This is a genomic window from Streptomyces sp. NPDC029138, assembly GCF_055564375.1.
The window spans coordinates 1-24,329 of sequence record NZ_JBVHWM010000043.1 but is presented as its reverse complement, the minus strand read 5'-3'; the positions used below and the strand labels follow the sequence as shown (position 1 = coordinate 24,329).

At 72.9% G+C, this 24,329-nt stretch carries 25 protein-coding genes and 3 tRNA genes; 14 read left to right on the top strand and 14 right to left on the bottom strand.

Annotated features, from left to right (window positions below):
* Positions 1–537: 537 nt before the first annotated feature.
* From ACZ4WH_RS28155 to ACZ4WH_RS28145, 3 genes are all read left to right on the top strand, one after another.
* Positions 538–1,317, top strand: coding sequence for an HAD-IIA family hydrolase (locus ACZ4WH_RS28155; RefSeq protein WP_468185582.1), 780 nt, complete (start codon positions 538–540; stop codon positions 1,315–1,317).
* A gap of 102 nt (positions 1,318–1,419) precedes the next feature.
* Positions 1,420–1,998 carry a hypothetical protein gene (locus tag ACZ4WH_RS28150; protein ID WP_468185579.1) on the top strand — a complete coding sequence of 193 codons (579 nt, stop codon included), beginning with the start codon at positions 1,420–1,422 and terminating at the stop codon, positions 1,996–1,998.
* An 8-nt stretch (positions 1,999–2,006) separates the two neighbouring features.
* Complete coding sequence (locus tag ACZ4WH_RS28145; RefSeq protein ID WP_468185577.1) at positions 2,007–2,672, top strand: class F sortase; 666 nt, start codon at positions 2,007–2,009, stop codon at positions 2,670–2,672.
* 15 nt (positions 2,673–2,687) lie between these two features.
* On the opposite strand, the gene ACZ4WH_RS28140 is transcribed toward ACZ4WH_RS28145, so the two are convergent.
* Together ACZ4WH_RS28140 and ACZ4WH_RS28135 are read right to left on the bottom strand one after the other, a co-directional pair.
* Entirely contained in the window at positions 2,688–3,377 is a 690-nt protein-coding gene (locus tag ACZ4WH_RS28140) for a FadR/GntR family transcriptional regulator (RefSeq protein ID WP_468185575.1), read from the bottom strand.
* Positions 3,378–3,493: 116 nt separating this feature from the next.
* Positions 3,494–3,567: transfer RNA gene (locus ACZ4WH_RS28135), tRNA-Lys, on the bottom strand.
* A gap of 186 nt (positions 3,568–3,753) precedes the next feature.
* Between ACZ4WH_RS28135 and ACZ4WH_RS28130 the strand changes: the two genes are divergently transcribed.
* The 6 genes from ACZ4WH_RS28130 (at position 3,754) to ACZ4WH_RS28105 (ending at position 9,779) form a co-directional block, all read left to right on the top strand.
* Positions 3,754–5,040 (top strand): peptidoglycan-binding protein, encoded by a 1,287-nt coding sequence (locus ACZ4WH_RS28130; RefSeq protein WP_468185572.1) that lies wholly within the window; start codon positions 3,754–3,756, stop codon positions 5,038–5,040.
* A 70-nt stretch (positions 5,041–5,110) separates the two neighbouring features.
* A complete protein-coding gene (locus ACZ4WH_RS28125; protein WP_468185569.1) occupies positions 5,111–6,247 on the top strand; it encodes an SPFH domain-containing protein in 1,137 nt (378 codons plus the stop codon).
* Positions 6,248–6,396: 149 nt separating this feature from the next.
* Positions 6,397–7,002, top strand: a complete 606-nt coding sequence (locus ACZ4WH_RS28120) for a lytic polysaccharide monooxygenase auxiliary activity family 9 protein (protein ID WP_468185567.1) — start codon at positions 6,397–6,399, stop codon at positions 7,000–7,002.
* Between the two features lie 94 nt (positions 7,003–7,096).
* Positions 7,097–7,528 (top strand): hypothetical protein, encoded by a 432-nt coding sequence (locus ACZ4WH_RS28115; protein ID WP_468185564.1) that lies wholly within the window; start codon positions 7,097–7,099, stop codon positions 7,526–7,528.
* Between the two features lie 96 nt (positions 7,529–7,624).
* Complete coding sequence (locus ACZ4WH_RS28110; protein WP_468185562.1) at positions 7,625–8,089, top strand: DUF3592 domain-containing protein; 465 nt, start codon at positions 7,625–7,627, stop codon at positions 8,087–8,089.
* 40 nt (positions 8,090–8,129) lie between these two features.
* Entirely contained in the window at positions 8,130–9,779 is a 1,650-nt protein-coding gene (locus tag ACZ4WH_RS28105) for a long-chain-fatty-acid--CoA ligase (RefSeq protein ID WP_468185560.1), read from the top strand.
* On the opposite strand, the gene ACZ4WH_RS28100 is transcribed toward ACZ4WH_RS28105, so the two are convergent.
* The 6 genes from ACZ4WH_RS28100 to ehuB all read right to left on the bottom strand — a co-directional run bounded on the left by ACZ4WH_RS28100 (position 9,745) and on the right by ehuB (position 13,843).
* Positions 9,745–9,818, bottom strand: a tRNA-Lys gene (locus tag ACZ4WH_RS28100). The two genes, ACZ4WH_RS28105 and ACZ4WH_RS28100, sit on opposite strands and share 35 nt — an antisense overlap.
* Positions 9,819–9,914: 96 nt before the next feature.
* On the bottom strand, positions 9,915–10,667 hold the full coding sequence (locus tag ACZ4WH_RS28095; RefSeq protein ID WP_468185557.1) for an IclR family transcriptional regulator: 753 nt from the start codon (positions 10,665–10,667) through the stop codon (positions 9,915–9,917).
* 195 nt (positions 10,668–10,862) lie between these two features.
* On the bottom strand, positions 10,863–11,645 hold the full coding sequence (gene ehuA / locus ACZ4WH_RS28090) for an ectoine/hydroxyectoine ABC transporter ATP-binding protein EhuA (RefSeq protein WP_468185555.1): 783 nt from the start codon (positions 11,643–11,645) through the stop codon (positions 10,863–10,865).
* Positions 11,635–12,285 (bottom strand): ectoine/hydroxyectoine ABC transporter permease subunit EhuD, encoded by a 651-nt coding sequence (gene ehuD / locus ACZ4WH_RS28085; RefSeq protein ID WP_468185553.1) that lies wholly within the window; start codon positions 12,283–12,285, stop codon positions 11,635–11,637. The genes ehuA and ehuD overlap by 11 nt, the downstream gene beginning before the upstream one ends.
* Complete coding sequence (ehuC, locus tag ACZ4WH_RS28080) at positions 12,282–12,929, bottom strand: ectoine/hydroxyectoine ABC transporter permease subunit EhuC (RefSeq protein WP_468185550.1); 648 nt, start codon at positions 12,927–12,929, stop codon at positions 12,282–12,284. Before ehuC ends, ehuD begins: the two co-directional genes overlap by 4 nt.
* Positions 12,929–13,843, bottom strand: coding sequence for an ectoine/hydroxyectoine ABC transporter substrate-binding protein EhuB (gene ehuB / locus ACZ4WH_RS28075; RefSeq protein WP_468185548.1), 915 nt, complete (start codon positions 13,841–13,843; stop codon positions 12,929–12,931). The genes ehuC and ehuB overlap by 1 nt, the downstream gene beginning before the upstream one ends.
* A gap of 47 nt (positions 13,844–13,890) precedes the next feature.
* On the opposite strand from ehuB, the gene ACZ4WH_RS28070 reads away from it, so the two are divergent.
* Complete coding sequence (locus ACZ4WH_RS28070; RefSeq protein WP_468185545.1) at positions 13,891–14,385, top strand: DUF3830 family protein; 495 nt, start codon at positions 13,891–13,893, stop codon at positions 14,383–14,385.
* On the opposite strand, the gene ACZ4WH_RS28065 is transcribed toward ACZ4WH_RS28070, so the two are convergent.
* A complete protein-coding gene (locus ACZ4WH_RS28065; RefSeq protein WP_468185542.1) occupies positions 14,366–15,772 on the bottom strand; it encodes an amidase in 1,407 nt (468 codons plus the stop codon). The genes ACZ4WH_RS28070 and ACZ4WH_RS28065 overlap by 20 nt on opposite strands.
* 27 nt (positions 15,773–15,799) lie before the next feature.
* The gene (locus ACZ4WH_RS28060) at positions 15,800–16,753 is read right to left on the bottom strand and encodes a D-2-hydroxyacid dehydrogenase (RefSeq protein ID WP_468185540.1); all 954 of its coding nucleotides are present in this window, start codon (positions 16,751–16,753) and stop codon (positions 15,800–15,802) included.
* A 138-nt stretch (positions 16,754–16,891) separates the two neighbouring features.
* Between ACZ4WH_RS28060 and ACZ4WH_RS28055 the strand changes: the two genes are divergently transcribed.
* The 3 genes from ACZ4WH_RS28055 to ACZ4WH_RS28045 all read left to right on the top strand — a co-directional run bounded on the left by ACZ4WH_RS28055 (position 16,892) and on the right by ACZ4WH_RS28045 (position 19,520).
* Positions 16,892–17,608, top strand: coding sequence for a maleate cis-trans isomerase family protein (locus ACZ4WH_RS28055; protein WP_468185538.1), 717 nt, complete (start codon positions 16,892–16,894; stop codon positions 17,606–17,608).
* Positions 17,605–18,336: a maleate cis-trans isomerase family protein gene (locus ACZ4WH_RS28050; RefSeq protein WP_468185535.1), complete on the top strand. Its 732-nt coding sequence runs from the start codon at positions 17,605–17,607 to the stop codon at positions 18,334–18,336. The genes ACZ4WH_RS28055 and ACZ4WH_RS28050 overlap by 4 nt, the downstream gene beginning before the upstream one ends.
* Before the next feature lie 86 nt (positions 18,337–18,422).
* A complete protein-coding gene (locus ACZ4WH_RS28045) occupies positions 18,423–19,520 on the top strand; it encodes an LLM class flavin-dependent oxidoreductase (protein WP_468185533.1) in 1,098 nt (365 codons plus the stop codon).
* Here ACZ4WH_RS28045 and ACZ4WH_RS28040 read toward each other — a convergent pair.
* Positions 19,499–21,301, bottom strand: a complete 1,803-nt coding sequence (locus ACZ4WH_RS28040) for a putative bifunctional diguanylate cyclase/phosphodiesterase (RefSeq protein ID WP_468185531.1) — start codon at positions 21,299–21,301, stop codon at positions 19,499–19,501. The two genes, ACZ4WH_RS28045 and ACZ4WH_RS28040, sit on opposite strands and share 22 nt — an antisense overlap.
* A 332-nt stretch (positions 21,302–21,633) precedes the next feature.
* Here ACZ4WH_RS28040 and ACZ4WH_RS28035 point away from each other — a divergent pair, with 332 nt between their 5' ends.
* Positions 21,634–22,893 carry a M6 family metalloprotease domain-containing protein gene (locus tag ACZ4WH_RS28035; protein WP_468185529.1) on the top strand — a complete coding sequence of 420 codons (1,260 nt, stop codon included), beginning with the start codon at positions 21,634–21,636 and terminating at the stop codon, positions 22,891–22,893.
* A gap of 145 nt (positions 22,894–23,038) precedes the next feature.
* On the opposite strand, the gene ACZ4WH_RS28030 is transcribed toward ACZ4WH_RS28035, so the two are convergent.
* From ACZ4WH_RS28030 to ACZ4WH_RS28020, 3 genes are all read right to left on the bottom strand, one after another.
* A tRNA-Lys gene (locus ACZ4WH_RS28030) sits at positions 23,039–23,112 on the bottom strand.
* Positions 23,103–23,672, bottom strand: a complete 570-nt coding sequence (locus tag ACZ4WH_RS28025; RefSeq protein WP_468185527.1) for a bifunctional DNA primase/polymerase — start codon at positions 23,670–23,672, stop codon at positions 23,103–23,105. The genes ACZ4WH_RS28030 and ACZ4WH_RS28025 overlap by 10 nt, the downstream gene beginning before the upstream one ends.
* A gap of 111 nt (positions 23,673–23,783) precedes the next feature.
* Complete coding sequence (locus ACZ4WH_RS28020) at positions 23,784–24,152, bottom strand: hypothetical protein (RefSeq protein WP_468185524.1); 369 nt, start codon at positions 24,150–24,152, stop codon at positions 23,784–23,786.
* Positions 24,153–24,329: the final 177 nt, after the last annotated feature.

Genomic DNA, 24,329 nt, shown 5'->3' with positions numbered 1-24,329 from the left:
CCGTGCACGCCGACCGCCTCCGCCGTGCACGCCGACCGCCTCCGCCGTGCACGCCGACCGGCTCCGCCGAGCATGCCGACCGGCTCCGCCGAGCACGCGACCGCCTCGCCCACGTTCGCGCCACCGCCGGCTGCGCACCCCCACCATGGGCGAGTCCACGATCTCCGCCTTCCGGCACCTGTTCGGCGACGAGGAGAGCGCCCGGCGCGCCGACACGGTCTTCGAGAGTCCGCGCCGGAGCGGGCCAGGTCGCCGGGGCGCGCACCGGCGACCACGGGGACGCCGAGTTCGCCGCCGCGGGCGCCACCCATGGGCTGGACTCCCTCGCCGGCCTGCCCGCGCCGCTCGCCGGAGCCCGGTGAAGGAACCTCACGTCGCGCGTCGTGGCCCGGATGTCAGCCACCGGCGGCTGACCTGTGGGTACCAGGTGATCGACGGGGTCAGGATCGGCCGGTCCTGACTAGGCTGGGGGCGTCGGTACGCCGTGGTTCCGGCGCCCCCGTTTCTCGACCGTACGTACGCCAGGAGACGCACAGCATGGCAGACCGCAAGCCCATCGAGTCATGGCTCACCGACATGGACGGCGTCCTGATCCACGAGGGTGTCCCGATCCCCGGAGCCGACGCCTTCCTGAAGAAGCTGCGCGAGTCCGGCCGGCCCTTCCTGGTGCTCACCAACAACTCCATCTACACCGCCCGTGACCTGCATGCCCGGCTGCGCCGGATGGGTCTGGACGTGCCGGTGGAGAACATCTGGACGTCGGCCCTGGCCACCGCCCAGTTCCTGAACGACCAGCGGCCCGCCGGCAGCGCCTACGTCATAGGCGAGGCCGGTCTCACCACCGCGCTGCACGACATCGGCTACATCCTCACCGACCACGACCCCGACTTCGTGATCCTCGGAGAGACCCGCACCTACTCCTTCGAGGCCCTGACCAAGGCCGTCCGGCTGATCAACAACGGCGCCCGGTTCATCGCCACCAACCCCGACAACGTCGGCCCCTCCACCGAGGGCGACCTGCCCGCCACCGGCTCGGTCGCCGCCCTGATCACCGCGGCGACCGGCAAGAAGCCGTACTTCGTGGGCAAGCCCAACCCGCTGATGATGCGGGCCGGGCTGAACGCGATCGGCGCCCACTCCGAGACGTCGGCGATGATCGGCGACCGGATGGACACCGACGTGCTCGCCGGCCTGGAGGCGGGGATGCGCACGTTCCTGGTGCTCAGCGGCGTGACCCAGCCGACCGACGTGGACCGCTACCCGTTCCGCCCCTCCGAGGTGGTCGACTCCATCGCGGATCTGGTCGATCTCGTCTGACCCGGCCGAAACCCGGCCTCACCCGTTCGGAGCAATCGGGTGCCTCCCGAGGATGCGGAGGCGCCCTGTGCGGGGGAGCCTCCTGATAACTGGAGGTTCACGATGGGCTCACTACGCCTCACGCTCTGTACAGCAATCCCCGCGGTCGCCCTCGCCGCCGTTACCGCGGTCGCCCCGTCGGCCCGGGCGGCGGACGGCGGCGCGGTCACCGTGACCCCCGCCACCCCGGCGCCGGGCGACGACGTCACCCTGCGGGTCAGCGGCTGCTCCGGCGAGCAGGGCAGCGCCGCCTCGTCCGCCTTCGTCGCCGACGCCCGGCTGACCGGCGCCCAGGGCAGCCTGAGCGGCGAGACCCGCGTCCGGTCCGCCCTGGAGCCGGGCGCCTACACCGTGAAGGTCAGCTGCGCCGGCGCCGTGCTCACCGGCACGATCACGGTCGCGCGGTCGGTCGCGCAGTCGGGCGCCGCCGGCCGGCCGGAAGAGCCCATCCGGCTGCCCGCCGGGTCCGCCTCGCCGATCGCCCCGGTCCCCGCGGGCGGCGGCGGCACCGCTCACTTCGCCACGGTGGCCACCAGCGGCTCCGGCCCCGACGCCGTCCAGGCGGCCACCGGTCTGGCGCTCGCCGGGATCGCCGCGGTCGCCGTCGGGCTGCGCGCCCGCCGGAGCCGCGGCCCCCGCTGAGCGCCGCGATGTCCGACGACCACGGGCGTGCCACCGGCACCGGGCGGCTGGTCACCGGCCTGGCCTGGGCGCTGCTGCTGTTCGGGCTGTGGCTGTGGGGGCGCGGGGTGACCGACGTCCCGCGGGACACGGACGGCCTCACCACGGGTGACGTCCTCGGCCGCGCCGCCGACCCGGCCTGGCTGCCGCGCGCGGCGAAACCCCTGGCCGAGGCGGTGCCCCAGCGCGTGGACATCCCCCGGCTGGGCGTCCAGGCCCCGGTGGTGGCCCGCGGTCTGGACGCGCGCGGCGCGGTCGACCCGCCGCCCTACGACCAGCCGGGCGTGGTCGGCTGGTACGGCGGCGGCCCCAAGCCCGGTGCCGCGGGGGCGGCCGTGCTGGTCGGGCACGTGGACACCGAGACCCGGCCCGCCGTCTTCTACCGGCTCAGCACCGCGAGGCCCGGCGAGAGGGTCCGGGTGTTCCGCGCGGACGGAAAGGTCGCCGAGTTCACCGTGGACGACGTCCGCGTGCTGCCCCGGGACGGCTTCGACGCCCGGCAGGCCTACGGCCCCCGCCGGCCGGGCCGCGCGGAACTCCGTCTGATCACCTGCGGCGGCTCCTTCGACCGCGCCAGCGGCAGTTACACGGCGAACGTCGTGGTCTCCGCGTATCTCACCGGGACGGCCGGCTGAGCATCGGGAGGCGGATCACCCCTGGGGCGCGGCCAGCGGGGAGAGCCGGGTGCGGATGTTGCCGAAGTGATCCCTTATGGCCCGCTCGGCCCGCGGGGAGTCGCCGGACCGCACCGCGTCCAGGATCTCCCGGTGCTGGCGGCAGGTGACCCGGGGGTCCTGCGGCACGTCCACCAGGTCGCGCTGCACCCGGTGGAAGGCGTCCCAGAAGGCCTCCAGGACCTCGCCGAGCAGCACGTTGTCCAGCCCCCGGTAGAGGGTGGCGTGAAAGGCGCGGTCGGTCTCGCCGAGTCCTGTCCCCTCGGCGGCCTCGCGTTCCATGCGCTCCACGAGCGCGTCCAGCTCCACCAGGTCCGCCTCCGGCAGCCGCCCGGCCAGCCGGGACACCAGCCCGGTCTCGACGGCCTCGCGCAGCTCCAGCAGCTGGAGCAGGGAGTCCTCGCCGCGGTAGTGGCCGGCGACGGTACGGAAGGCCAGCCCTTCGATCATCGGCGCGAACGACATCGAGCCGACGTACGTCCCGAAGCCGTGCCGGATCTCCACGATGCCCATCGCCTGGAGCGCCTTCAGGGCCTCCCGCACCGAGTTCCGGCTCGCCCCGAGGAGCCGCATCAGCTCGGGCTCGGTGGGCAGCGGGGCACCCGAGGGCAGCCGCTGGTCCACGATCAGCTTCTTGATCCGCTCCTGAAGGTCCCGGGCTGCCATGGCCAGAGGGTATCCGGCCATTCGGGCGGAGGGGATACGGCGGGAGCATGCGGTGAAAGGCGTGGGGCGGCGGGCATGCGAAAAGCCCCCCGCTTCCGCGAGGGGCTTCCGGTCGGTGCGCCGCCAGGGACTCGAACCCCGGACCCGCTGATTAAGAGTCAGCTGCTCTAACCAACTGAGCTAGCGGCGCCTGCTGACGGAGAAAACTCTACCCGACCTCCAGGGGTGCCTCCGACCACCGGGAGATGGCGCGGCAGCCGCCCGGCGGGCCGCGTACATCATTCGGACCGTCAAAATGCGCGTTCCGTACCCAGTTGGGAAACTGATCAACGTGCACACTCGCGGACAAACCACGCCCGAATGTGAGGCAGATCGCATGACCGCTCCGCTGTTCGAGGACATCGACCCCGCGAGCGACTGTGACTGTCCCGGCTGCGTCCACGGGCGCCGGCCGGTCCCCCGACCCCTGCTCACCCGCGGCCACGCGGCGGCCCGCGGAGTCGTCGTCGTGGCCGCCGCGTCCGCCGCGCTCGGCACGGTGGCGCCGGCCGCCGCCCTCACCCCCGGCCACGCCCCGCACCGCCAGGCCCTGCCCGGCGACGGCCAGCCCGCCACCCCACAGGGCGCCAAGGCCCCGCTGCACGGTCCGGCGGGCAAGCCCGTGACGCCCGCCACCGTCCCGATCCCCGCCACCACCCGGACCCAGATCATCAACCGGGCCAAGATCTGGGTGGCCGCCAAGGTGCCGTACAGCATGTACGCCTTCTGGTCCGACGGCTACCGGCAGGACTGCTCGGGCTATGTCTCCATGGCCTGGGGACTGCCGAACAACGAGTGGACCGGCAGCCTCGGCCAGTTCGGCGTCAAGATCAAGAAGGAGGAGCTGCAACCCGGCGACATCCTCCTCCACCACAACCCCGACAACCCCGAGAAGGGCTCCCACGTCGTGATCTTCGGCGGCTGGACGGACCACACGCACACCTACTACACGGTCTACGAGCAGACGCCCCCGCGCACCCGCCGCCAGGCCACCCCCTACCCCTACTGGAGCAACGCCGACAAGTACGTCCCCTACCGCTACAAGGGCGTGACCAAGGCCGGGGCCGCAGCCGAGCCGGCGGCCGGCGGGAAGGCCGTGGTGGCCTACCCGGGCGCGGCCTACTTCGGTCCCGGCGCCGACAACAAGTACGTCACCCTGCTCGGCCAGATGCTGATCGCCCGGGGCGGAGCCTCCTTCTACGAGAAGGGCCCGGATCCCGTCTGGGGCGAGGCGGACCGGCGGGCCACCCAGGCCTTCCAGCGGGCCCAGGGCTGGACCGGCGCGGACGCCGACGGCGTTCCCGGCCGGCGCACCTGGGAGCTGCTGAGCACGGGCCAGGGCAAGGACATCGCGTCCGGGGCCGCCGGACCCGCCTCGCACGGGGTGCCCGGCTACCCCGGCCGGAACTACTTCCGGCCGGGTCGGACCAACGACTACATCACCCGGCTCGGCGCCCAGCTGGTGAAGAAGGGATTCGGCCGGTTCTACGCCCTCGGCCCGGGTCCGCACTGGGGCGAGTCGGACCGGCGCGCCGTCGAGGCCTTCCAGCGCGCCCAGGGCTGGCGGGGCGGCGCGGCGGACGGCTATCCGGGGCCGGAGACCTGGCGCCGCCTGTTCGCCTGACCGGTCCGGCACCCGACCCCGACCCAACCCCCCTGTTCATGACGCGTCTGGCGCGGAGGCTGGAGCACGCATGAGTACGACCACATCCCACACGCAGCCCGAGTCCGAGGGGCAGTCGGACGACGCGGCCGTCGGCCCCGGCACCCGGCCGGCCCGCCTGATCCAGAACGAGGCGACCACCGAGATCCCCGTCCATCTGCTCTTCCGGGACGACCCCGACCCGGTGAAGGTGCCGCTCCGGCCGGCCGTGGTGGCCCGTCGGCAGGGCACCGGCGAGCAGCCCCGCCTCAGACGCCCGGCACCGGTGCGCAGACGTCCGCTGCCGGAGGTCGACCCGGAGCTGGTGGAACGCCCGGCACGGGTGCTGCCCGGGGCGGCCGGGGTGCTCGCCGGGGTCTGCGGGGTCACCGGCTGCCTGGCCACCACCTGGTGGGCGGGGCTGCTCCCGCCGCTCGCCGCGCGGGCGCTGGGCCTGCCGTCGGACCCGGGCACCGGTCTCGGTCCCGCGCAGTGGGCCGCGTACGCCGGGGCCGGGGTGCTCGGGGCGTTCGGCTTCGGCGGGCTGGCCCGGGGGCGGACCGGGCGGGCCTGGGTGCTCGGGCTGTTCGGGCGGTACCGGGGGACGGTCCGGCGCACCGGGCTGCTGTGGGTGAACCCGCTGGTGCCGCGCCGCCGGGTCGATGTGCGGCTGCGGCACTGGCGCAGCGCGACGATGCCGGCGGCGGACCCCGACGGGCTGGCGCTGCGCGTGGTGGTGCTGGTGGTGTGGCGGGTGCGGGACACCGCGCGTGCCCTGCTCGGCATCGACGACCACGAGACGTATCTGCGGGAGTGCGTGGAGGCCGCGCTGGCCCGGGTGCCGGTGGAGCCGGCGGGCGGGACGCGGGGCGGGGTGACGGCGGCCGGGGCCGCGCTGACCCGGCTGGTGGCGGCGGAGACCGCGCCGGTCGGCGTGGAGGTGTTCTCGGTGCGGCCGGTCCGGGTGGAGTACGCCCCCGAGGTGGCCGGGGCGATGCACCGGCGCCGGATCGCCGCGCTGGACGCCCGGCAGCGGGCCAGCATGCTCACCTCGGTGGTGGACTCGGTGGAGGACACGGTGACCCGCCTGACCATGCGTGGTCTGGTCGAACTGGACGACTACGAACGCAAGGTGCTGGTCCGTGACCTGACGGTGGCGTTCTGTTCGGGGCGCGGGGAGCCGGTGTAGAGCGGGCCCGGAGAGCCGGTGCGGAGCGCGGCGCGCAGCCGGTCTGCGATTGGTATGGACATGTTCAACTCACGGCAATAATCTGAGACTTGGTCTAGACCTACCCTGCACAGCTCACCGAACTCCCCACGTTCTCCAGGAGCGGCAGCATGCGCACCAAGACCAAGTTGTCCGCGGTCGTGCTGGGCGCGGTGACCGCCGGAGCGTTCGCGCTCTCCACCGGCGGCGCCAGCGGGCACGGCTACACCGACCTCCCCATCAGCAGGCAGAAGCTCTGCCAGAACGGCACCGTGGCGAACTGCGGCTCGATCCAGTGGGAGCCGCAGAGCGTCGAGGGCCCCAAGGGCTTCCCGGCCGGCGGGCCCGCCGACGGCCAGCTCTGCAACGCGGGCCTGAGCCAGTTCGCCCAGCTGAGCGCGCCGAAGACGCCGTCCGGCGCGGCCTGGCCCACCACGAAGGTGACGGGCGGCCAGTCGTACACGTTCCGCTGGCAGTTCACCGCCATGCACGCCACGACGGACTTCAAGTACTACGTCACCAAGCCGGGCTGGAACCAGAACCACAACCTCTCCCGCTCGGACCTCAACCTCACCCCGTTCCTGACGGTGCCCTACAACGGCCAGCGTCCGCCGGCCACCCTCAGCCACAGCGGCACCCTGCCGACCGGCCTGAGCGGGCACCACGTCATCCTCGCGGTGTGGACGATCGCCGACACTGGCAACGCGTTCTACGCCTGCTCCGACGTCACCTTCTGATCCCCGTTCGGGTAAGGTCCGCGTGCGCCGGCGCCGGTGCTTCCGGCACCGGCGCACGTGAGTCCGGGAACCGCACACGGGGGTGACAGGCGCCATGGACGCCTTGTTCCACATCAGCATGGCGGGGTTCCTCGCCGTCCTCGCCTGGGGTGCCGTGGCGATGGTCCGCCGCACGCGGCAGCGGCTCGCGGCCTGGCAGAGCGGGTTCACCGCACAGGCCCGGGTGGTGCGCGCCTGGGCGACCGCTCAGGTCGTCAACAACGCCGCCCGGCGGGTGCAGTGGCACGAGTACGACTTCACCACCCAGGACGGCCGTGCCGTCCGCTTCAAGGAGAGCGGCGGCCCGGCCGACCGCGGCGTGGGCGAGCAGATCCTCGTCCACTACGCCCCGGGGCAGCCCGACAAGGCCACCGCCGCCGAGCCACGGCCCGGCAGGGACCTGACGGTCGCCGTCGTCTGGCTGGCGGTGCTCGCGGGCTGCGCGGTCTTCGTCGTGCACGAGTGGATCACATTGTCCCGATTCTGATACTGAGCTTCCCTTGAGGCGGTCCGCCCCACGCGCCGGGTACGTTCCTCGCACGCCGGCCGAGCGGGGGCGGCGTACCTGACCTCGGGGGATCTCATGGAGCTCTTCTTCTACGCCGTGCCCAGCCTCATGATCGCGGGGTTCGCCTTCGCCGCGTATCTCCTCGTCCGCCGTGCCCGGCGGCTCCGCAGGACGTGGACGCACGGGCTGACCGCCGAGGCGCGCTGCCTGCGGATGTTCACGACGACCAGCGGGGGCGGCGGGGACACCTCCGTGCGCACGACCGTGCACCACGTCTACGAGTTCACGACCCGCGAGGGCCGCACGGTCCGCTTCGAGGAGGAGAACGGCCCCGCGACCGTCCTGGAGGGCGACTACGTGACCGTGCGCTACCTCCCGGAGCTTCCCCAGCGGGCCACCGCGCTGCCGCCCACGCCCGGCAGGCTCGCCGTCGGCACCGGCTTCGGGCTGGTCCTCCTCGGCGTGGCCGGCTCCTTCTGCGTCGGCTTCATGGTCCTCGCCCACGTGATCTTCGCCGAGTCGGACGGCCTGCTGCCGTAGCCCTCCACACCTGACATGCCGTCAGCTACAGTGCGGCGCCATGGAGTCGACGACGGTCGCCGCGCTGGTCGCGGCCCGCTGGGGTGATCACCGGCCGGGTCTGTGGTGCGAGGAGCGGACGCTGACCCACCACGAGGCGGCCGCCGGTGCCGCCGCCCGCGCCGCGCTGCTGACCGACCTGCTCCCGCCCGGCGCCGTACCGCACCTCGGGGTGCTGCTCGACAACACCGAGGAGTTCCCGCTCTGGCTCGGCGCCGCGGCCCTCGCCCGGGCGGCCGTCGCCGGGATCAACCCCACCCGGCGCGGCCCCGAGCTGGCCCGGGACATCCGGCACACCGAGTGCGCGCTCCTGATCACCGAGCGGGCCCACCTGCCGCTCCTCGCCGGGCTCGACCTGCCAGGGGTGCGGCTGCTCGTCACGGACACCCCGGAGTACGCCGACCTCCTCGCGCCCTACGCCGGTGCCGAGCCCGACCCGGCCCGGGCGACCCCCGCCGACCGGCTCCTGCTGTACTTCACCTCCGGCTCCACCGGCGCCCCCAAGGCCGCGCTCTGCTCCCAGGGGCGGCTGGCGGCGGCCGGGCAGACCCTGGTCCGCCAGTTCGGGGTGCGCGCGGACGACGTGCACTACCTCTGCATGCCGATGTTCCACGGCAACGCGGTGATCGCGGACTGGGCGCCCGCGCTGGCCGCCGGCGCCGGAGTGGCGCTGCGCCGGCGCTTCTCGGCCTCCGGGTTCCTGCCCGACGTGCGCCGCTACCGCGCGACCTACTTCACCTACGTCGGCCGGGCCATCCAGTACCTCCTGGCCATCGAGCCACGCCCCGACGACCGCGACCACGCGCTGCGGCTCGGCTTCGGGACGGAGGCGGGCGCGGTGGACGCGGCGGCCTTCGAGCGGCGTTTCGGGGTGCGGCTGGTGGAGGGGTACGGCTCCTCGGAGGGCGGGGCGGCGATCCGGTGGGCGCCCGGGACCCCGGCGGGCGCGGTGGGTCCGGCCGGGCCCGGCCTGGTGGTGCTGGACCCGGCCACCGGGCGGGAGTGCCCGCCGGCCGTCTTCGACGGCGCCGGGCGGCTGCTCAACGGGCAGGAGGCGATCGGTGAGCTGGTCAACCGGGGCCCGAACCCCTTCGAGGGCTACTGGCGCAACCCGGCCGCCGAGGCCGAGCGGCGCCGGGGAGGGGCGTACTGGACGGGCGACCTCTTCTACCGGGACGCCGCCGGCTATCTGTACTTCGCGGGCCGCGCCGACGACCGTATCCGCGTCGACGGGGAGAACCTGGCCGCCGCGATGATCGAGAACATCGTGGCCCGGTACCCGGGCGCGGACGCCGTCGCCGTGTACGGCGTCCCGGACCCGGTCACCGGGGACCAGGTGATGGTGACCATCGCCGGCACCTTCGACCCGGCGGGGTTCGCCCAGTTCCTGCGGGCCCAGCCGGACCTCGGCACGAAGATGGCACCCCGGTTCGTGCGGGTGGTGCGGCGGATGCCGGTGACCGCGACGAACAAGATCGAGCGGGCCCGGCTGCGACGGGAGGGCTGCACCTGCGCCGACCCGGTGTGGTGGCGCCCGCCGGGCGAGGAGTCGTACCGGCGCCTGACCAGGGAAGACGTCGAAGGGCCCCTCGCTTCCGCGAAGGGCCCCTCATCTGTGCGCCGCCAGGGACTCGAACCCCGGACCCGCTGATTAAGAGTCAGCTGCTCTAACCAACTGAGCTAGCGGCGCATGACTCCCGCCTGCCTCGGGCTTTGTGTCCCGCGGCTGGCGACAAAGAAAATACTACCTGGTTCCTAGGGGTGCTCGTGACCGCCGGCATGTCGATCAGATCGTCAGCGAGAGGACCACCGGAGCCGCGTTCCGGTTCAGCGTCTCCGCCGCCCGCTTCAGCCGGTGCGCGTCCTCCACCGGGAGCGAGACGGCCAGGCAGCCGACCGAGGAGCCCGCGGTGAGCGGTACGGCCGCGCAGACCGTGCCGACCGCGTACTCCTGGAGATCGAGCACCGGCACCGTCGGCGGCTGCGACTCCAGCCGGGACAGCAGCAGCTTGTCGCTCGTGATGGTGCGCGAGGTGAGGCGGGCCATCCTGTGCCGCGAGAGATGATCGCGGCGGGCGTTGTGGTCCAGCTGGGTCAGCAGGCTCTTGCCGACGGCGGTGGCGTGTGCGGAGTAGCGGAAGTCCACCCACTCGTTGACCGCCGGGGTGGCCGGCCCGGCGGCGTACTGGGTGACCCGGACCTCACCGTCCAGATACCGGCTGAGGTAGACCGCCGCGCCGACCGAGTCGCGCAGCCGGTCCAGGGTGAGCTGGAGCTTGTCGCGCAGGGCCCGCTCCCGGTCGTGCGCCGAGGTGAGCCGGCGCAGGGTGTCGCCGGTGACGTACGCCCCATCGGTGACCTGCTCGACGTAGCCCTCGCGGCGCAGCATGCGCAGCAGGGCGGTGAGCCGCTCGGCGCCGAGGCCGGTGCGCCGGGCCAGCTCGGTGTCGGTGGCACCGGCGGGGTGCCGGGCCACGGTCTCCAGCACGCGCAGCGCGTCCTGGGCGGAGTGGTACGGGGCGGTCGGCTCGATCCTCATGTCGGTCCCCCTCGGCCACGACCCGGGTCGGCGGATCGTCTCCACGATAGCCGTCAAACAGGCGCGGGGGAGAGGGGGTTGCGACATTGCGTCCCGCGCGTCCGCGCCGCCAACCGGGGCGAAAACCCGCTGGCATATGCCAGAGTCATTCCCCAGTGAGCGGACCTCGGGTCTTCCCTCCCGCGCACCCCGCCTTCACAGGACCGCGCTGATGAACTCCCGGGTGCGCTCCCGCTCCGGGTCGCCGAAGATCTTCTCCGGCGGGCCCGCCTCGATGACCCGGCCCGCGTCGAACATCAGGACCTGGTCGGAGATGTCCCGGGCGAAACCCATCTCGTGGGTCACGCACAGCATCGTGATGTCCGTGCTGCGCGCGATGTCCCTGAGCAGGTCGAGCACGCCCGCGACCAGCTCCGGGTCGAGCGCGGAGGTCACCTCGTCCAGCAGCAGCACCTGGGGCCGCATCGCCAGCGCCCGGGCGATCGCCACCCGCTGCTGCTGCCCGCCGGAGAGCCGGGTCGGCTTCGCGTCGCACTTGTCGGCCAGGCCCACCAGGTCCAGCAGCTCCCGGGCCCGCGCCTCGGCCTCGTCCTTCGACAGGCCGAGCACCCGGACCGGCGCCTCGGTGAGGTTCCGCAGCACCGACATGTTCGGGAACAGGTTGAACTGCTGGAACACCATCCCGATCTTCTTGCGGACCTCCCGGACCTGCTTCTCCGGCGCCGGGAACAGCCGCTGCCCGTCCACGGTGATCGTGCCCTCGTCCGGCTCGGCGAGGGTCATCAGCAGTCTGAGGATCGTGGTCTTGCCGGAGCCCGAGGGGCCGATCAGGGTGACGTGCCGGCCCGCGTCCACGGACAGGTCGAGGCCGTCGAGGACGGTGTTGTCCCCGAACCGCTTGGTCACGCCCTCCAGGCGGATCAGCTCGGTCGGCAGGGTGCCGGTCGTGGCCGGCTGCTTGCGGGTCTCAACGGACAAGGCGTCGCTCCAGGGTGCGCAGACAAAGGGAGGCCAGATAGGAGACGACGATGAAGGCGATCCCGATCACCGTCAGGGGCTCGGTGAACTGGAAGTGCTGCTGGGAGACGAGCCGCGCCCGGCCCAGCATCTCCAGCACGCCGATGGTCATCAGCATCGGCGTGTCCTTCAGCATCGCGATGACGTAGTTGCCGAGCGGCGGCACCACCCGGCGGACCGCCTGCGGCAGGATCACCGCCGCCCAGGTGCGCCGCACCGGCAGGCTGAGCGCCGTCGCGGCCTCCCACTGGCCCGCCGGCACCGCCTCGATGCCCGCCCGGTAGACCTGCATCGTGTACGTCGAGTAGTGCAGCCCGAGCCCGAGGACGCCGGTGGTCAGCGGGGACAGGGTCACGCCCGTCTCGGGCAGCACATAGAACAGGAAGAACAGCTGCACCAGCAGCGGGGTGTCCCGCACGAACTCCGTGAAGACCCCCACCGGCCAGCGCACCCACCGGGTCGGCGTGCGCGTCAGCAGGGTCCACACCAGGCCCAGCGCGAACGAGATCAGCGACCCCAGGGCCAGCGCCTCCAGGGTGACGACCAGGCCCTTCCAGAAGTAGGGCAGAAAGTCGGCGACCGCTCCCCAGTCCCAGGTCATCGGGCCACCTCCGCCTTCAGCCGGCGCTCAAGACCCCGCATCCCACGGGTGAGCAGGAACGCGATCACGAAATAGATCAGCAGCAGGTACGCGTAGATCTGGCCGCTCTGCTGGAGGGCGAGGCGGACCAGGTTGCCGCTGAAGGCCAGGTCGCCCATGCCCGTGATGGACACCAGCGCGGTGCCCTTCAGCAGCTCGACCAGCAGGTTGGAGAAGGACGGGATCATCTCCGGCACCGCCTGCGGCAGCAGGACCAGCCTCAGCCGCTGCCATGGCGAGAAGCCGAGCGCGATCCCGCCCTCCCGCTGGGCCGGGTCCACCGCCGCGAGGGCACCGCGCACGATCTCCGAGCCGTAGGCGCCGTAGGTCAGGCCCAGCGCGAGCGTGCCGGCCCACATCGGCACCAGCTGCCAGCCGAAGGCGACCGGCAGCACGAAGAACACCCAGAAGATCATCACCAGCGCCGAGATGCCGCGGAACACCTCGGTGTAGCAGGCCGCGAGGAAGCGCACGAGCCGCGAGCGGTGGGAGCGCGCGGCACCGGCGACGAAGGAGACCGCGACGGCGAGCAGCGCGCTGTACACCAGCAACTGGAGCGTGGTGCCTATGCCTTGGAGGACGAGTTCCCACAGTCCCGGAGTCATCAGCCGCACAACTCCTTCGCGGTCAGGGTCGTCATCTCGGCCTTGGTGAAGCCGAAGGGCCGCACGATCCGGTACAGCTCACCGCTGTGGCGCAGCTTGTGCAGTTCGGCGTTGAAGGCGTCGCGCAGCCGGGTCTCCGTCGGCCGGAACGCGAACGCGCCGCCGTCCGCCTTCGGCTTGCCGTCGACGAGCGCGACGAACGGCTCGGTCGACTCGGCCCTGGCGGAGTCCCGGGCGACGAGCCGCGCGGTGACGGCCGTGGCCGCGAACAGGTCGACCCGCCCCGACTCCACCGCGTTCAGCCCGGCGACCTGGTCGGGGACGATGACGAGGTCGTTCTCCTTGTAGCCCGCCTCCACGGCGTGCTGGATCTGCGCGTACCCGGTGCCGGTGGCCACCTTGGCGTGCCGGCGCAGCGCGTCCGCGTAGGTGCGCAGGCCCAGCGGGTTGCCCTTGCGGACGATGAAGGCGTCGGGCATCTGGTAGTCGGGGTCCGCGAAGATCACCTGCTCGCAGCGGTCCGGGGTGACGTACATGCCCGCGGCCACCACGTCGAACTGCTGGGACTTCAGCCCGGGGATCAGCGAGCCGAACTCGGTCGGCACCGGCTGCACCCGGTCCACGCCGAGCCGTTTGAAGACGGCCTTCGCCAGCTCCGGCGCCTCTCCGGTGAGCTTGCCGTTTCTGTCGATGTAGCCGAAGGGGATCTCCCCGGCGATCCCGAGCCGTACGACACCGAGCGCGCGAAGCCGTTCCAGCAGATCGCCGCCGTTCTTCCCGGACGCCGACGCCACCCGGGTGCAGCCCGCCGCGCCCAGCGCGCCGAACGCGGCGAGACCCGCCAGCACCGAGCGCCGGGTGTGTCTGTGTTCCGACCGGATGGTGTGCACGTCGTTGCCAAGTGGTGGAGCCATGGCGGCGCGGCTACCCAAGCGGAACCGGGCTATGCACCCTGGTTCTCATGGCCGAACGATTCGTCACCGTCTCGCTGAACCGGCGGGATGTGCACTGCACGGCACGACTGTTGGACGACCGCGCGCCCCTGACCTGCACGGCAGTGTGGGAGGCGCTGCCGCTGACGGGCGACGTCCACCACGCCAAGTACGCGCGCAACGAGATCTACGCCCTCTTCCCGCCCTTCGCCTCCACGGAACCCCCACTGGAGAACCCGACAGTCACCCCGATCCCCGGCGACCTCTGTTACTTCTCCTTCAGCGGCACCGAACTGGGCACCCGGGCCTACGGCTACGACCACGAGGTACGCCCCGGCGCCACGGTGGTCGACCTGGCCCTGTTCTACGAACGCAACAACCTGCTCCTCAACGGCGACGTCGGCTGGGTCCCCGGCATCGTCTGGGGCCAGATCGTCGAAGGCCTCGACCGCATGGCCGAGGCCTGCACCGACCTGTGGCGCGGCGGGGCGGCGGGAGAGACGCTCAGTTTCCGGCGGGCGTGACCGTCCCGGAGAGGGGCAGGCCGGCCTCGTACATCGCGTGCGCGGCCCGCAGCACCAGATCGTCCCGGTGCCGGGCGGCGACGAGCTGCATGCCCACCGGCAGCCCGTCCCCGTCCAGCCCCACCGGCACGCTCGCCGCGGGCTGCTGGGTCAGATTGAAGGGGTACGTGAAGGGCGTCCACCCCGTCCAGCGCCGGTGGGCGGAGCCCCGCGGCACCTCCACCCCCGCCTCGAACGCCGTCAGCGGCAGCGTCGGCGTCACCAGCAGGTCGTACCGCTCGTGGAAGCGGCCCATTCGCCGGCCGAGGTTCATCCGGACGTCCACCGCGGCCAGATACTCCAGCGCGCTCATCCGGGCGCCCTGCGCGCAGATCTCCCGCAGCCCCGGGTCCAGCAGCTGCCGGCGGCGCGGGGAGAAACCCTGGGCCAGCCGGGCCGCGCCGCTGAACCACAGGGTGTGGAAGGCGTCCACCGGATCGCTGAAGTCCGGGTCGGCCTCCTCGACGTACGCCCCGAGGTCCGCGAGGGCGGCCACCGCCCGCCGTACCGCCGCGGCGACCGCCGGCCGGACCGCAACCTGCCCGCCCAGCGTCGGCGAGTACGCCACCCGCAGCCCCCGCACCCCGCCCCGCAGCGCCTGGGTGAACGAGCCCGGCGCGGGCGGCAGTGCCGACCAGTCGCGCGGGTCGGGCGTGCCGATCACATCGAGCAGCAGGGCCGCGTCGGCCGCGTCCCGGGTCATCGGCCCCGTGTGCGACAGCGTGCCGAACGCGCTCGCCGGATACAGCGGCACCCTGCCGTACGTCGGCTTCAGCCCGAAGATCCCGCAGAACGCGGCCGGGATACGGATGCTGCCGCCGCCGTCCGTGCCCAGCGACAGCGGGCCCGCGCCGAGCGCGACGGCCGCCGCGCTGCCCCCGCTCGAACCGCCGGCGGTGCGCGTGGGGTCGTACGGATTGCGGGTGATCCCGGTCAGCGGGGAGTCGGTGACGCCCTTCCAGCCGTACTCGGGCGTGGTCGTCTTGCCGAGGAACACCGCGCCGTGCTCGCGCAGCCGGGCCACCGGGGGCGCGTCCTCGTCCCAGCTGCCCTGCTCGCCGATGGTTCTGGAGCCGCGCAGCGTGGGGTGGCCGCGCAGCAGCAGGATGTCCTTGACCGTCACCGGCACCCCGTCGACCAGCCCGGCCGGCTCACCGCGCAGCCAGCGCGCCTGCGACTCCCGGGCCCGGGCGAGCGCGTCCTCCTCGGTGAGCCGCACGAACGCGTTCACCTCCGGCCGGGTCCGCCGCGCCCGCTCCAGCGCCTGTTCGGTCACCTCCACCGGGCTGAACTCGCCCTTGCGGTAACCGTCGAGGAGCCGGACGGCGGTCAGGTCGGTGAGCTGCATGCACCCTCCAGGGGTCGGTGACAGGCCTCAGTGACCGGGCACGTAGCCACGCGTCTTGTCGACCACGTTCAGCAGGGATCTGCCCGCCGCCCACCGCTCGTACAACTCCACGAACTGCGCGCCCAGTTCGTCCCGCCAGCCGACCGTGTCGCCGCTCATGTGCGGGGACACGATCAGTCCCGGCAGCTCCCACAACGGGCTGTCCTCGGGCAGCGGTTCGGCGGTGAACACGTCCAGGGCCGCGCCCGCGATCCAGCGCCGGGCCAGCGCCCGGGCGAGGGCCTCCTCGTCGACCAGGCCGCCCCGGCCGACGTTCACGAAGAACGCCGACGGCTGCATCACACCGAAGCGGTGCGCGTCGAACATGCGGTACGTCTGCTCGGTCAGCGGAGCCGCCGCGATCACCCAGTCCGCGCGGGAGATCAGCCGGTCCAGGTCGTCCGGGCCGTGCACGCCGGTCCGCGGCGCCCGCCCGACCAGCGCCGTCGTCACGCCCAGTGCTTTCAGCGTCCGGACGATCGCCCGGCCGATCGGGCCCGAGCCGACCACGCACGCGCGTGTGCCCGCCACCCGCCGGGTCTCCCGGTGCCGCCAGGCCCGCTCCCGCTGGTGCTCCAGGGTGCGCGGCAGATCCTTGGCGGCCGCCAGCACCAGGGCCGCCACGTACTCGGCGATCGGCTGGTCGAAGATGCCGCGCGCGTTCGTCACCACCGTGTCCGACGCGGCCAGCTCCGGGCACATCAGATGGTCCACGCCCGCGCTCGCCGTGTGCACCCAGCGCGGCCGGGGCCCCGCGCCGGGCCACGCCTGCCGCACCGCGTGCGAGGTGAAGTCCCACACCAGCAGCACGTCCGCCCCGGGCAGCCGCTCGGCCAGGTGCGCCGCGTCCGTGCGCACGATCCGGGCGCGGCCGGTCAGGCGGCCGAGCCGGGGCGGCGGATCGGCGTCCAGGACCAGCAGGGTGGGGACGGTCGGTGTCATGCGGGGCGGCTCCCGGCGTCTGACATGCGCGGATTATGCGCGGATTGACCACGCTCGCACCCGAACCTACCTTCGTCAACACGGGCGTACCCACGATCCGTTGCCCACTCGTCTCCCAGCGTGAGGCCGGTGCCAGCCATGGACGTCTCCTTTCTCGGCGGCCCCCGCCCCCAGCTCGGTGTCGGCGTGGTGGCCCCCTTCGACTTCGCCCTGGACCGCGAGCTGTGGCGCTGGGTGCCCGACGAGGTCTCGCTGCGTCTGACCCGGACCCCGTTCGTGCCGGTCGAGGTGAGCCTGGACCTGGCCCGACTGGTCAGCGAGCACCAGACCCTCGGCGAGGCGGTCCGCGCGCTCACCGCCGTCGCCCCCGAGGTCGTCGCCTACGCCTGCGCCTGCGGCAGCTTCGTCGGCGGGATCGCCGGGGAGCGCGCGATGTGCGCGGCGATGACCCTGGCCGGCGCCCTGCCCGCGCTGACCACCTCGGGCGCCCTGCTGGAGGCGCTGGCCGAGCTGGGCGCCCGGCGGGTCGCGCTGGTCACGCCGTACACCGTGTCCCTGACCCGGCACATCTGGAAGGTCCCGTACCGGGACGTCGTCGCCATGGCCCGCCGGGCGGCCCGCCCCGGCTCCGCCGACGCCCTCTTCCTCTCCTGCACCAACCTGCCGACCTACGACGTCATCCCCCAGCTGGAGGCGGAGCTGCGGATGCCGGTGATCTCGGCCAACCAGGTCACGATGTGGGCGGCGCTGCGCCGATTGGGTACCCGGGCCGTGGGGCCTTACCAGGCGCTGCTCGACGCGGCTGCCCGCGCATGGCCCGTACTGCCCGAAGAGACGCAGGAAGGCTGGACATGACCGCACTCGGATTCCTCTACCCGGGCCACTCCGCCGAGGACGACTATCCACGCATCGAGCAGCTCCTGGGCAGCGACATCCGGGTCGACCTGGCCCACACCGACATCGGCGAGGACGCGCACCGGGTGGACACGCTGCGCGAGATGGGCTCCGCCGAGCGGCTCGCCCAGGGCATGGAGGGGCTGCGGCTGGCCGGTGCCGAGACGGTGGTGTGGGCGTGCACCAGCGGCAGCTTCGTGCACGGCTGGGAGGGTGCCCAGGAGCAGGTGCGCACCCTGGCCCGGCTGGCCGGGATGCCGGCCTCGTCGACGTCCTTCGCCTTCGTGCACGCGGCCCGGGAGATCGGCGTACGACGGGTCGCCGTCGGCGCGACCTACCCGGAGGACGTCACCGCGCTGTTCGCGGAGTTCCTGCGGGCCGGCGGCCTGGAGGTGACCGGCGCGCGGTCCTCGGGGATCGTCACGGCGGCCGAGGTCGGCACCTGGGGGGAGGAGGACGTGCTGACGCTGGCACGCGCGGCGGACGCCGCCGACGCGGAGGCCGTGCTGCTGCCGGACACGGCGCTGCACACGGCCGCGCACCTCTCCCTCCTGGAGAAGGCCCTGTCCAAGCCGGTGCTCACCGCGAACCAGGTCACGGTGTGGGAGGGCCTGAGGCTCGCGGACCGCCGGGTGAACGCACCGACACTGGGCGCGCTGTTCACCCGGGAGCCGTTGGTGCAGGTGTAGCGCGGGAGGGCAGCCGCGGAACAAACGGAGACCGCCTCCTGTTATGCGTCGCGGACAGCTCACGCTCGAATCAGGAGGCCCACACCGTGTCGGCAGACGAGGCAGACGAGATCCGGGGCACCACGCTCGGCACCGCCCCCGCCCCCCTCTCCGTACTGGACCTGGTGACCGTCGGCGCGGGCAGTACCGCCACCGACGCCCTGCGCACCAGCGTGGCGCTCGCCGAGTTCACGGAGTCCCGCGGCTTCCACCGGTACTGGGTCGCCGAGCACCACTCCATGCCCGGCGTGGCCTCCTCCTCCCCGGCCGTGATCCTCGCCCACCTCGCCGCCCACACCGACCGCATCCGGCTCGGCTCGGGCGGCGTCATGCTGCCCAACCACGCCCCGCTGGTGATCGCCGAGCAGTTCGGCACGCTGGAGGCGCTGGCCCCGGGCCGCGTCGACCTGGGCCTCGGGCGGGCGCCGGGCACGGACGGGGCCACGGCCGCGGCCCTGCGCCGTAGCGACACCCTCAACGAGGGCGCCGACGACTTCCCGCAGCAGCTCGCGGAGCTGACCCGGTTCCTGGACGACGACTTCCCGGACGGGCACCCGTACGGGCGCATCCACGCGATCCCGGGGCCCATCCAGGGCAGCAGCCCCGGCGGGGTCCAGTCGCCGCACCGGCCGCCGATCTGGCTGCTCGGCTCCTCCGGCTTCAGCGCCCGTCTGGCCGGCCTGCTCGGCCTGCCGTTCGCCTTCGCGCACCACTTCTCCGCGCAGAACACCATCCCGGCGCTCGATCTGTACCGGGAGACCTTCCGGCCCTCCGCCGCCCTCTCCGAGCCGTACGCCCTCATCGGCGTCTCCGCCCTCGCCACGGACGACGAGCGGGAGGCCCGCCGGCAGAGCCGGGCGATGGCGCTGAACATGATCCGGCTGCGCACCGGCCGCCCCGGCCTGTTCCCCGACCCGGAGGAGGCCGAGCGGCACGAGTTCAGCCCCATGGAGGAGGAGTTCGTCGCCTCCTGGACGTCGAACATCGTGCACGGCACGGCCGACGAGGTCCGCGCCGGCCTGGACGACCTGCACAAGCGCACCGGCGCCGACGAGCTGATGCTCACCTCGCACGCCCACCGCGGCGAACTGCGCCTGCGCTCCTACGAGCTGATCGCGGACGCCTACGGATTGCCGACCGCGTAGGACTGCGCCCCCAGCAGCTCGGAGATACGATCCGGCGGCACCGGGCGGGAGTACAGCCAGCCCTGTCCGGTGTCGCAGCCGATCCGGCGCAGCCGGGTGGCCTGGGCGGAGGTCTCCACGCACTCCGCGGTGACCGTCAGACCGAGCCGGTGGGCGAGCTGGATCATCGCCTCCACGATGACCTCGTCGGCCGGGTTGGGGGCGATCGCCTTCTTGTCGCCCTCGTACTGGAAGCCCCGGACGAACGAGCCGTCCAGCTTCAGCGTGGAGACCGGCAGGCGGCTGAGGTAGGCGAGGTTCGAGTAGCCGGTGCCGAAGTCGTCGATGGCGATGCGTACGCCCATGTCGCTGAGGGCCTGGAGAGCCTGGAGCGGCCGGCCGGCCGAGCCCATCACCGCCGACTCGGTCAGCTCCAACTGGAGCAGCTGCGGAGCGAGTCCGGTCTCGGCGAGGATCTCGGCGACATCGGCCACCAGGTCCGAGTCCCACACCTGCCGTACGGCGACGTTCACGCTGACGAAGATGGGCGGTTCGCCGGGGTGGTCCAGCTGCCAGCGGCGGGCCTGCCGGCAGGCGGTGTGGAGCGCCCAGCGGCCGAGCTGCACGATCGAGCCGTCCTCCTCGGCCAGTCCGATGAACCGATTCGGCGTCAAGGTGCCGAACTGCGGGTGACGCCAGCGGATCAGGGCCTCGACGCCGTTGAGCCGGCCGTCCTCCATGGCCACCAACGGCTGGTAGTCGAGGACGAACTCCCCGCGTTCGATGGCGGGACGCAGCGTGGAGGACAGCGCCTGACGGGTCATCCGATGGGCGTTGCGCTCGGGGTCGAACAGGGTCCAGCGGCCCTTGCCGTCGGCCTTCGCCCAGTACAGGGTCGTATCGGCCGCCTGCATCAGGCCCGTGGCCGTCGTACCGGCCGCGTGCCGCTCGACGACGCCGATGGACGCGGTCAACGACAGCCGCTGCCCGGCCAGATCGAAGGGTTCCTCCAGCGCCTTCAGCGCGGACTCGGCGAGGTCGGCGAGTTGTTCGGTGCCGGTGGAGTCCTCCACCAGCAGGGCGAACTCGTCGCCGCCGAGCCGGGCCACGAGGGGGGTGACGGCGCGGGCGTACCCGGTCTCGTCGGCGACCCGGGTCAGGCGTTCGGCTACGGCCGCGAGGAGCCGGTCGCCGACGCGGTGGCCGAGGGTGTCGTTGACCGCCTTGAAGCCGTCGAGGTCCAGATAGCACAGGCCGATCCGGCCGGTACCGCTCTCCTCGTACGACTCCGCCTCCAGCGCGGCCGTCAGGCGCTCGAAGAACAGCGTGCGGTTGGGCAGCCGGGTCACCGGGTCGTGCATCTGCAAGTGCCGCAGCCGCGCCTGGAGTTCGCGGCGCGAGCTGATGTCGGCGACCGACAGCAGGACGCCGGGTTCGCCGGTCAGCGGGGCGACGGTGACCTGCACCCACAGCGAGTGACCCCCGGGGTGCTTCAGCCGGCGGGTGCAGCGCAGGCGGGCCTGCCGGCCGCGCAGCACCTCGCGGTAGGCGTGCCAGCTGCGGGCGTCCGAGGCCAGGTCCACCAGGTCGGCGGCGACCCGCCCGACGAGGGTGTCCGGGTCGGTGCCCAGCAGTTCACCGAGGGCGGTGTTGGCGCTGACGACGAGTCCCTCGGGGGCCACGACCGCCATGGCGAGCGGGGCGGTCGCGAAGACACGGTGGTAGGTGGTGTAGTGACTGTCTGTGACGGCTGACCGGTCGAGGTCTGCCGCGGGCGTCGGCCCTTCGGACGTTCCGCTCACCGCTCGCTCCCGCAGTGCACTCGATCTGTGTCCGTGCCTGTCCGTGCCGGAAAGTGTGCCGATCATAGAGGCTGGCCCCGGGCCCTTCCAGCCACTGTCCAGTGTCCCGGACCGAGCACAGGTTCTGACAGATCGTTTCTGCCCGCACCTGGACAGGTTCTTCAGGCCCCCGACCAGTTGTGACGTTCCGTGAGTGTTTCGGGGGTGTCGAGCGCCGGGGCGCGCCGGCGCGCAACGGGGGCGCGTTCACCCTTCTGGTGCAGGTAAACAGGGCAAAGCGCATCGATTACCAGCAATCTGGGTGCGGGTCCCGCGAACCGCATCCGGAGGTCATGTCCGTGCCCAAGCTGCGCAGCACCGCCGCCGTGTTCACCACGATGTCGGCGCTCGCCACGACCTCGATCCTCACCGGCCCGTCGGCCGCCGAGCCCTTCTCGCCGGCGCCCTGTGCCCTGCACCGCACCGCGGCCCACCACTCGGAGGGCGTCGACTCCTGGAACCCCGGCTACACCCGCCCGACCGGCGTGGTCGACGCCGTCATGATCTTCCTCTCCTTCCCGGACGCCACCCCGCGCACCACCCCCGCCGAGCTGACCGCCGACCATTTCCCGGCCACCAGCCGCTTCTACGAACAGGCGTCCTACGGCAGGTTCACCCTGCGCCCGCACCCGCTGAAACGCTGGCTGCGCATGCCGCGCCCGTCGACCTCGTACGCCATGCGGCGGGACTGGAACGCCGAGGACCGGGCCGCCTACCTGCGCGACGCCTTCGCCGTGGCCGACGACGAGGTCGACTTCTCGCGCTACCAGGTCGTGTACCTCGTCGCCGACCCGGACGCGCCCGGCGTCGACTCGGACGCCACGAAGGTCGTCAACCTGGAGACACCCCTGCGTGTCGACGGCGCCGACGTCCGGCGGGTCGTCACCGTGTTCGAGCACCACCCGCCGGACCGGCTCGTCCTCGCCCACGAGACCGGCCATGTCTTCGACCTGCCCGACCTCTACCACCGCCCGGTCGACGGCAAGGGCGACTGGGACACCTACGTCGGCGACTGGGACCTGATGGGCAGCCAGTTCGGTCTCGCCCCCGACCTGTTCGGATGGCACAAGTGGCGGCTCGGCTGGCTGGATCCGCGCCAGGTGGTGTGCGTGCGCGGTGCCGCACCGACCCGCCTCACCCTGGAGCCCCTGGAGGCCGGGCCCGGCGTGCCGGTGCCGGGAGTGGGCGGCACCCCCGCCTTCGGCCTCGGCCACGGAGTCAAACTGGCCGTGGTGCGCACCGGCCCGGACAGCGCCCTCGCCTTCGAGCTGCGCGGCTCGGCCGGCAACGACAGGGCGTCCTGCCGGCAGGGCATCCTGGTCTACCGGGTGCGCGGCGGCGTCGAGTCCGGCGACGGCCCGGCCCAGGTCGTGGACGCCCACCCGCGCACCGAGGCCTGCTGGGAGAACTCGGTCTACGCCGCCCTCGCCGACGCGCCGGTCTCCCTCGGGGAGAGCTTCACGGTCCCCGGGCAGGGCGTGAAGGTGGAGGCGGAGGGGCGGACGGCGTCGGGCGCCTGGACGGTGAAGATCACGCCGGGGGTGAGTGACTGATGGTGCGGCCCGCTGTGAGGTGCTGTGGGGCGCCGGCCGTGGGACGCCGTGTGCGGCGGAAGGTGCGGTGCCGCGCGGCGGCCGGTTTGGTATACGAAAACGGCGGGCCGGATTCTTTCGAACCGGACCCGCCGTTTCCTTCGCGTGCGCCGCCAGGGACTCGAACCCCGGACCCGCTGATTAAGAGTCAGCTGCTCTAACCAACTGAGCTAGCGGCGCCTGCTGACGTCGTAGACCTTAGCATCCTGGTCGGCGGGAGGAAAAATCGAAATCCGCACGGCCGCTCGCGCTGCCCGCACGGCCGCCCAGACCAGCACCTCGGGGCCCGGGAGCCAGGGGTGCCGGGTGTCCGGGGCGACCAGCCAGCGGGCGGCGCCGCCGGGATCGTCGCAGGTCAGGGGTGGTACGGTCACCGCGTCGCCGGTGCCGTGGCACAGCAGCGGCGGTACCGCCCGGGCCCGCTGCGACCCCCACTCCTCCCAGTCCAGCAGCGAGGGCAGCCGCTGGGCCGTGCCCGGGGCGGCGAACAGCAGCATCCGGCCCCGGAACACCGCGACCGGCCCCGAGCCCGCGCCCTCGTCCCACAGCCGGTCCAGCATGCGGCGCCCGAAGACCGTCGGAGCGCTCACCACGTCGAAGACGGTGCCGCAGGGCAGCACGACGGGGGCGTCCGGGCGCTCCTCCCACAGGGTGAGGGTGCTTCGGGGGTACGTTCCTGCCGAGGCGAGCCAGGCGACGCCGTCGGAGCTGACACGGGTGACGTTCGGGGCGCTGGTCATGACACCCACATGTACAGCCGGTGAGCGGACCGTTCTCCTGGGTTGCCGAAAACCGGGACAGTAGCGGTCGGCGAGGAGTATCTTGCCCGCCTGGCATATGCCGTCGGGGTGCTACAGCGGGTCGGCGGTCGTCCGCCCCTCGCCCTCTCCCCGCATCAGATCCCGGCCGAACTCGACCATCTTCTTCGCGTAGTCCTCGGTCCACTCCGCCCGCTCGGCGATGTCCGCCGGGGTCAGCCGGTCGAACCGGCGCGGGTCGGCGAGCTGGGCGGCCGCGATGGCCTGGTACTCCACGGCCCGGTCGGCGGCCGCGCGGAACGCCTGGGTCAGCTCCGTCGCCCGGGCCAGCAGCGCCCGCGGATCGTCGATCGACTCCAGGTCGAAGAAGTGCTCCGGATCGGCGGCCGCCTCCGCGGGCTCGAAGAGCAGGGGCGCGGGGCGTAGCCGCGGTTCGTTACGACGCGGCGTGGGCTCCGCCATGTCTTCTCTCCTCCTCGTACGGTTCGGTGGGCGCCGCCTTCAGGTGGGCCACCGTCCATTGTCCCGCGCCGACGCAAGAGCCCCTAGGTGTGCTGTCTCGGGACGTTGGTGACACACGCGCTGGGTGCTTGAACGGGTGAGGGCCTTCCGGGTTCGGTGTGGATTGCGAAGTCTGCA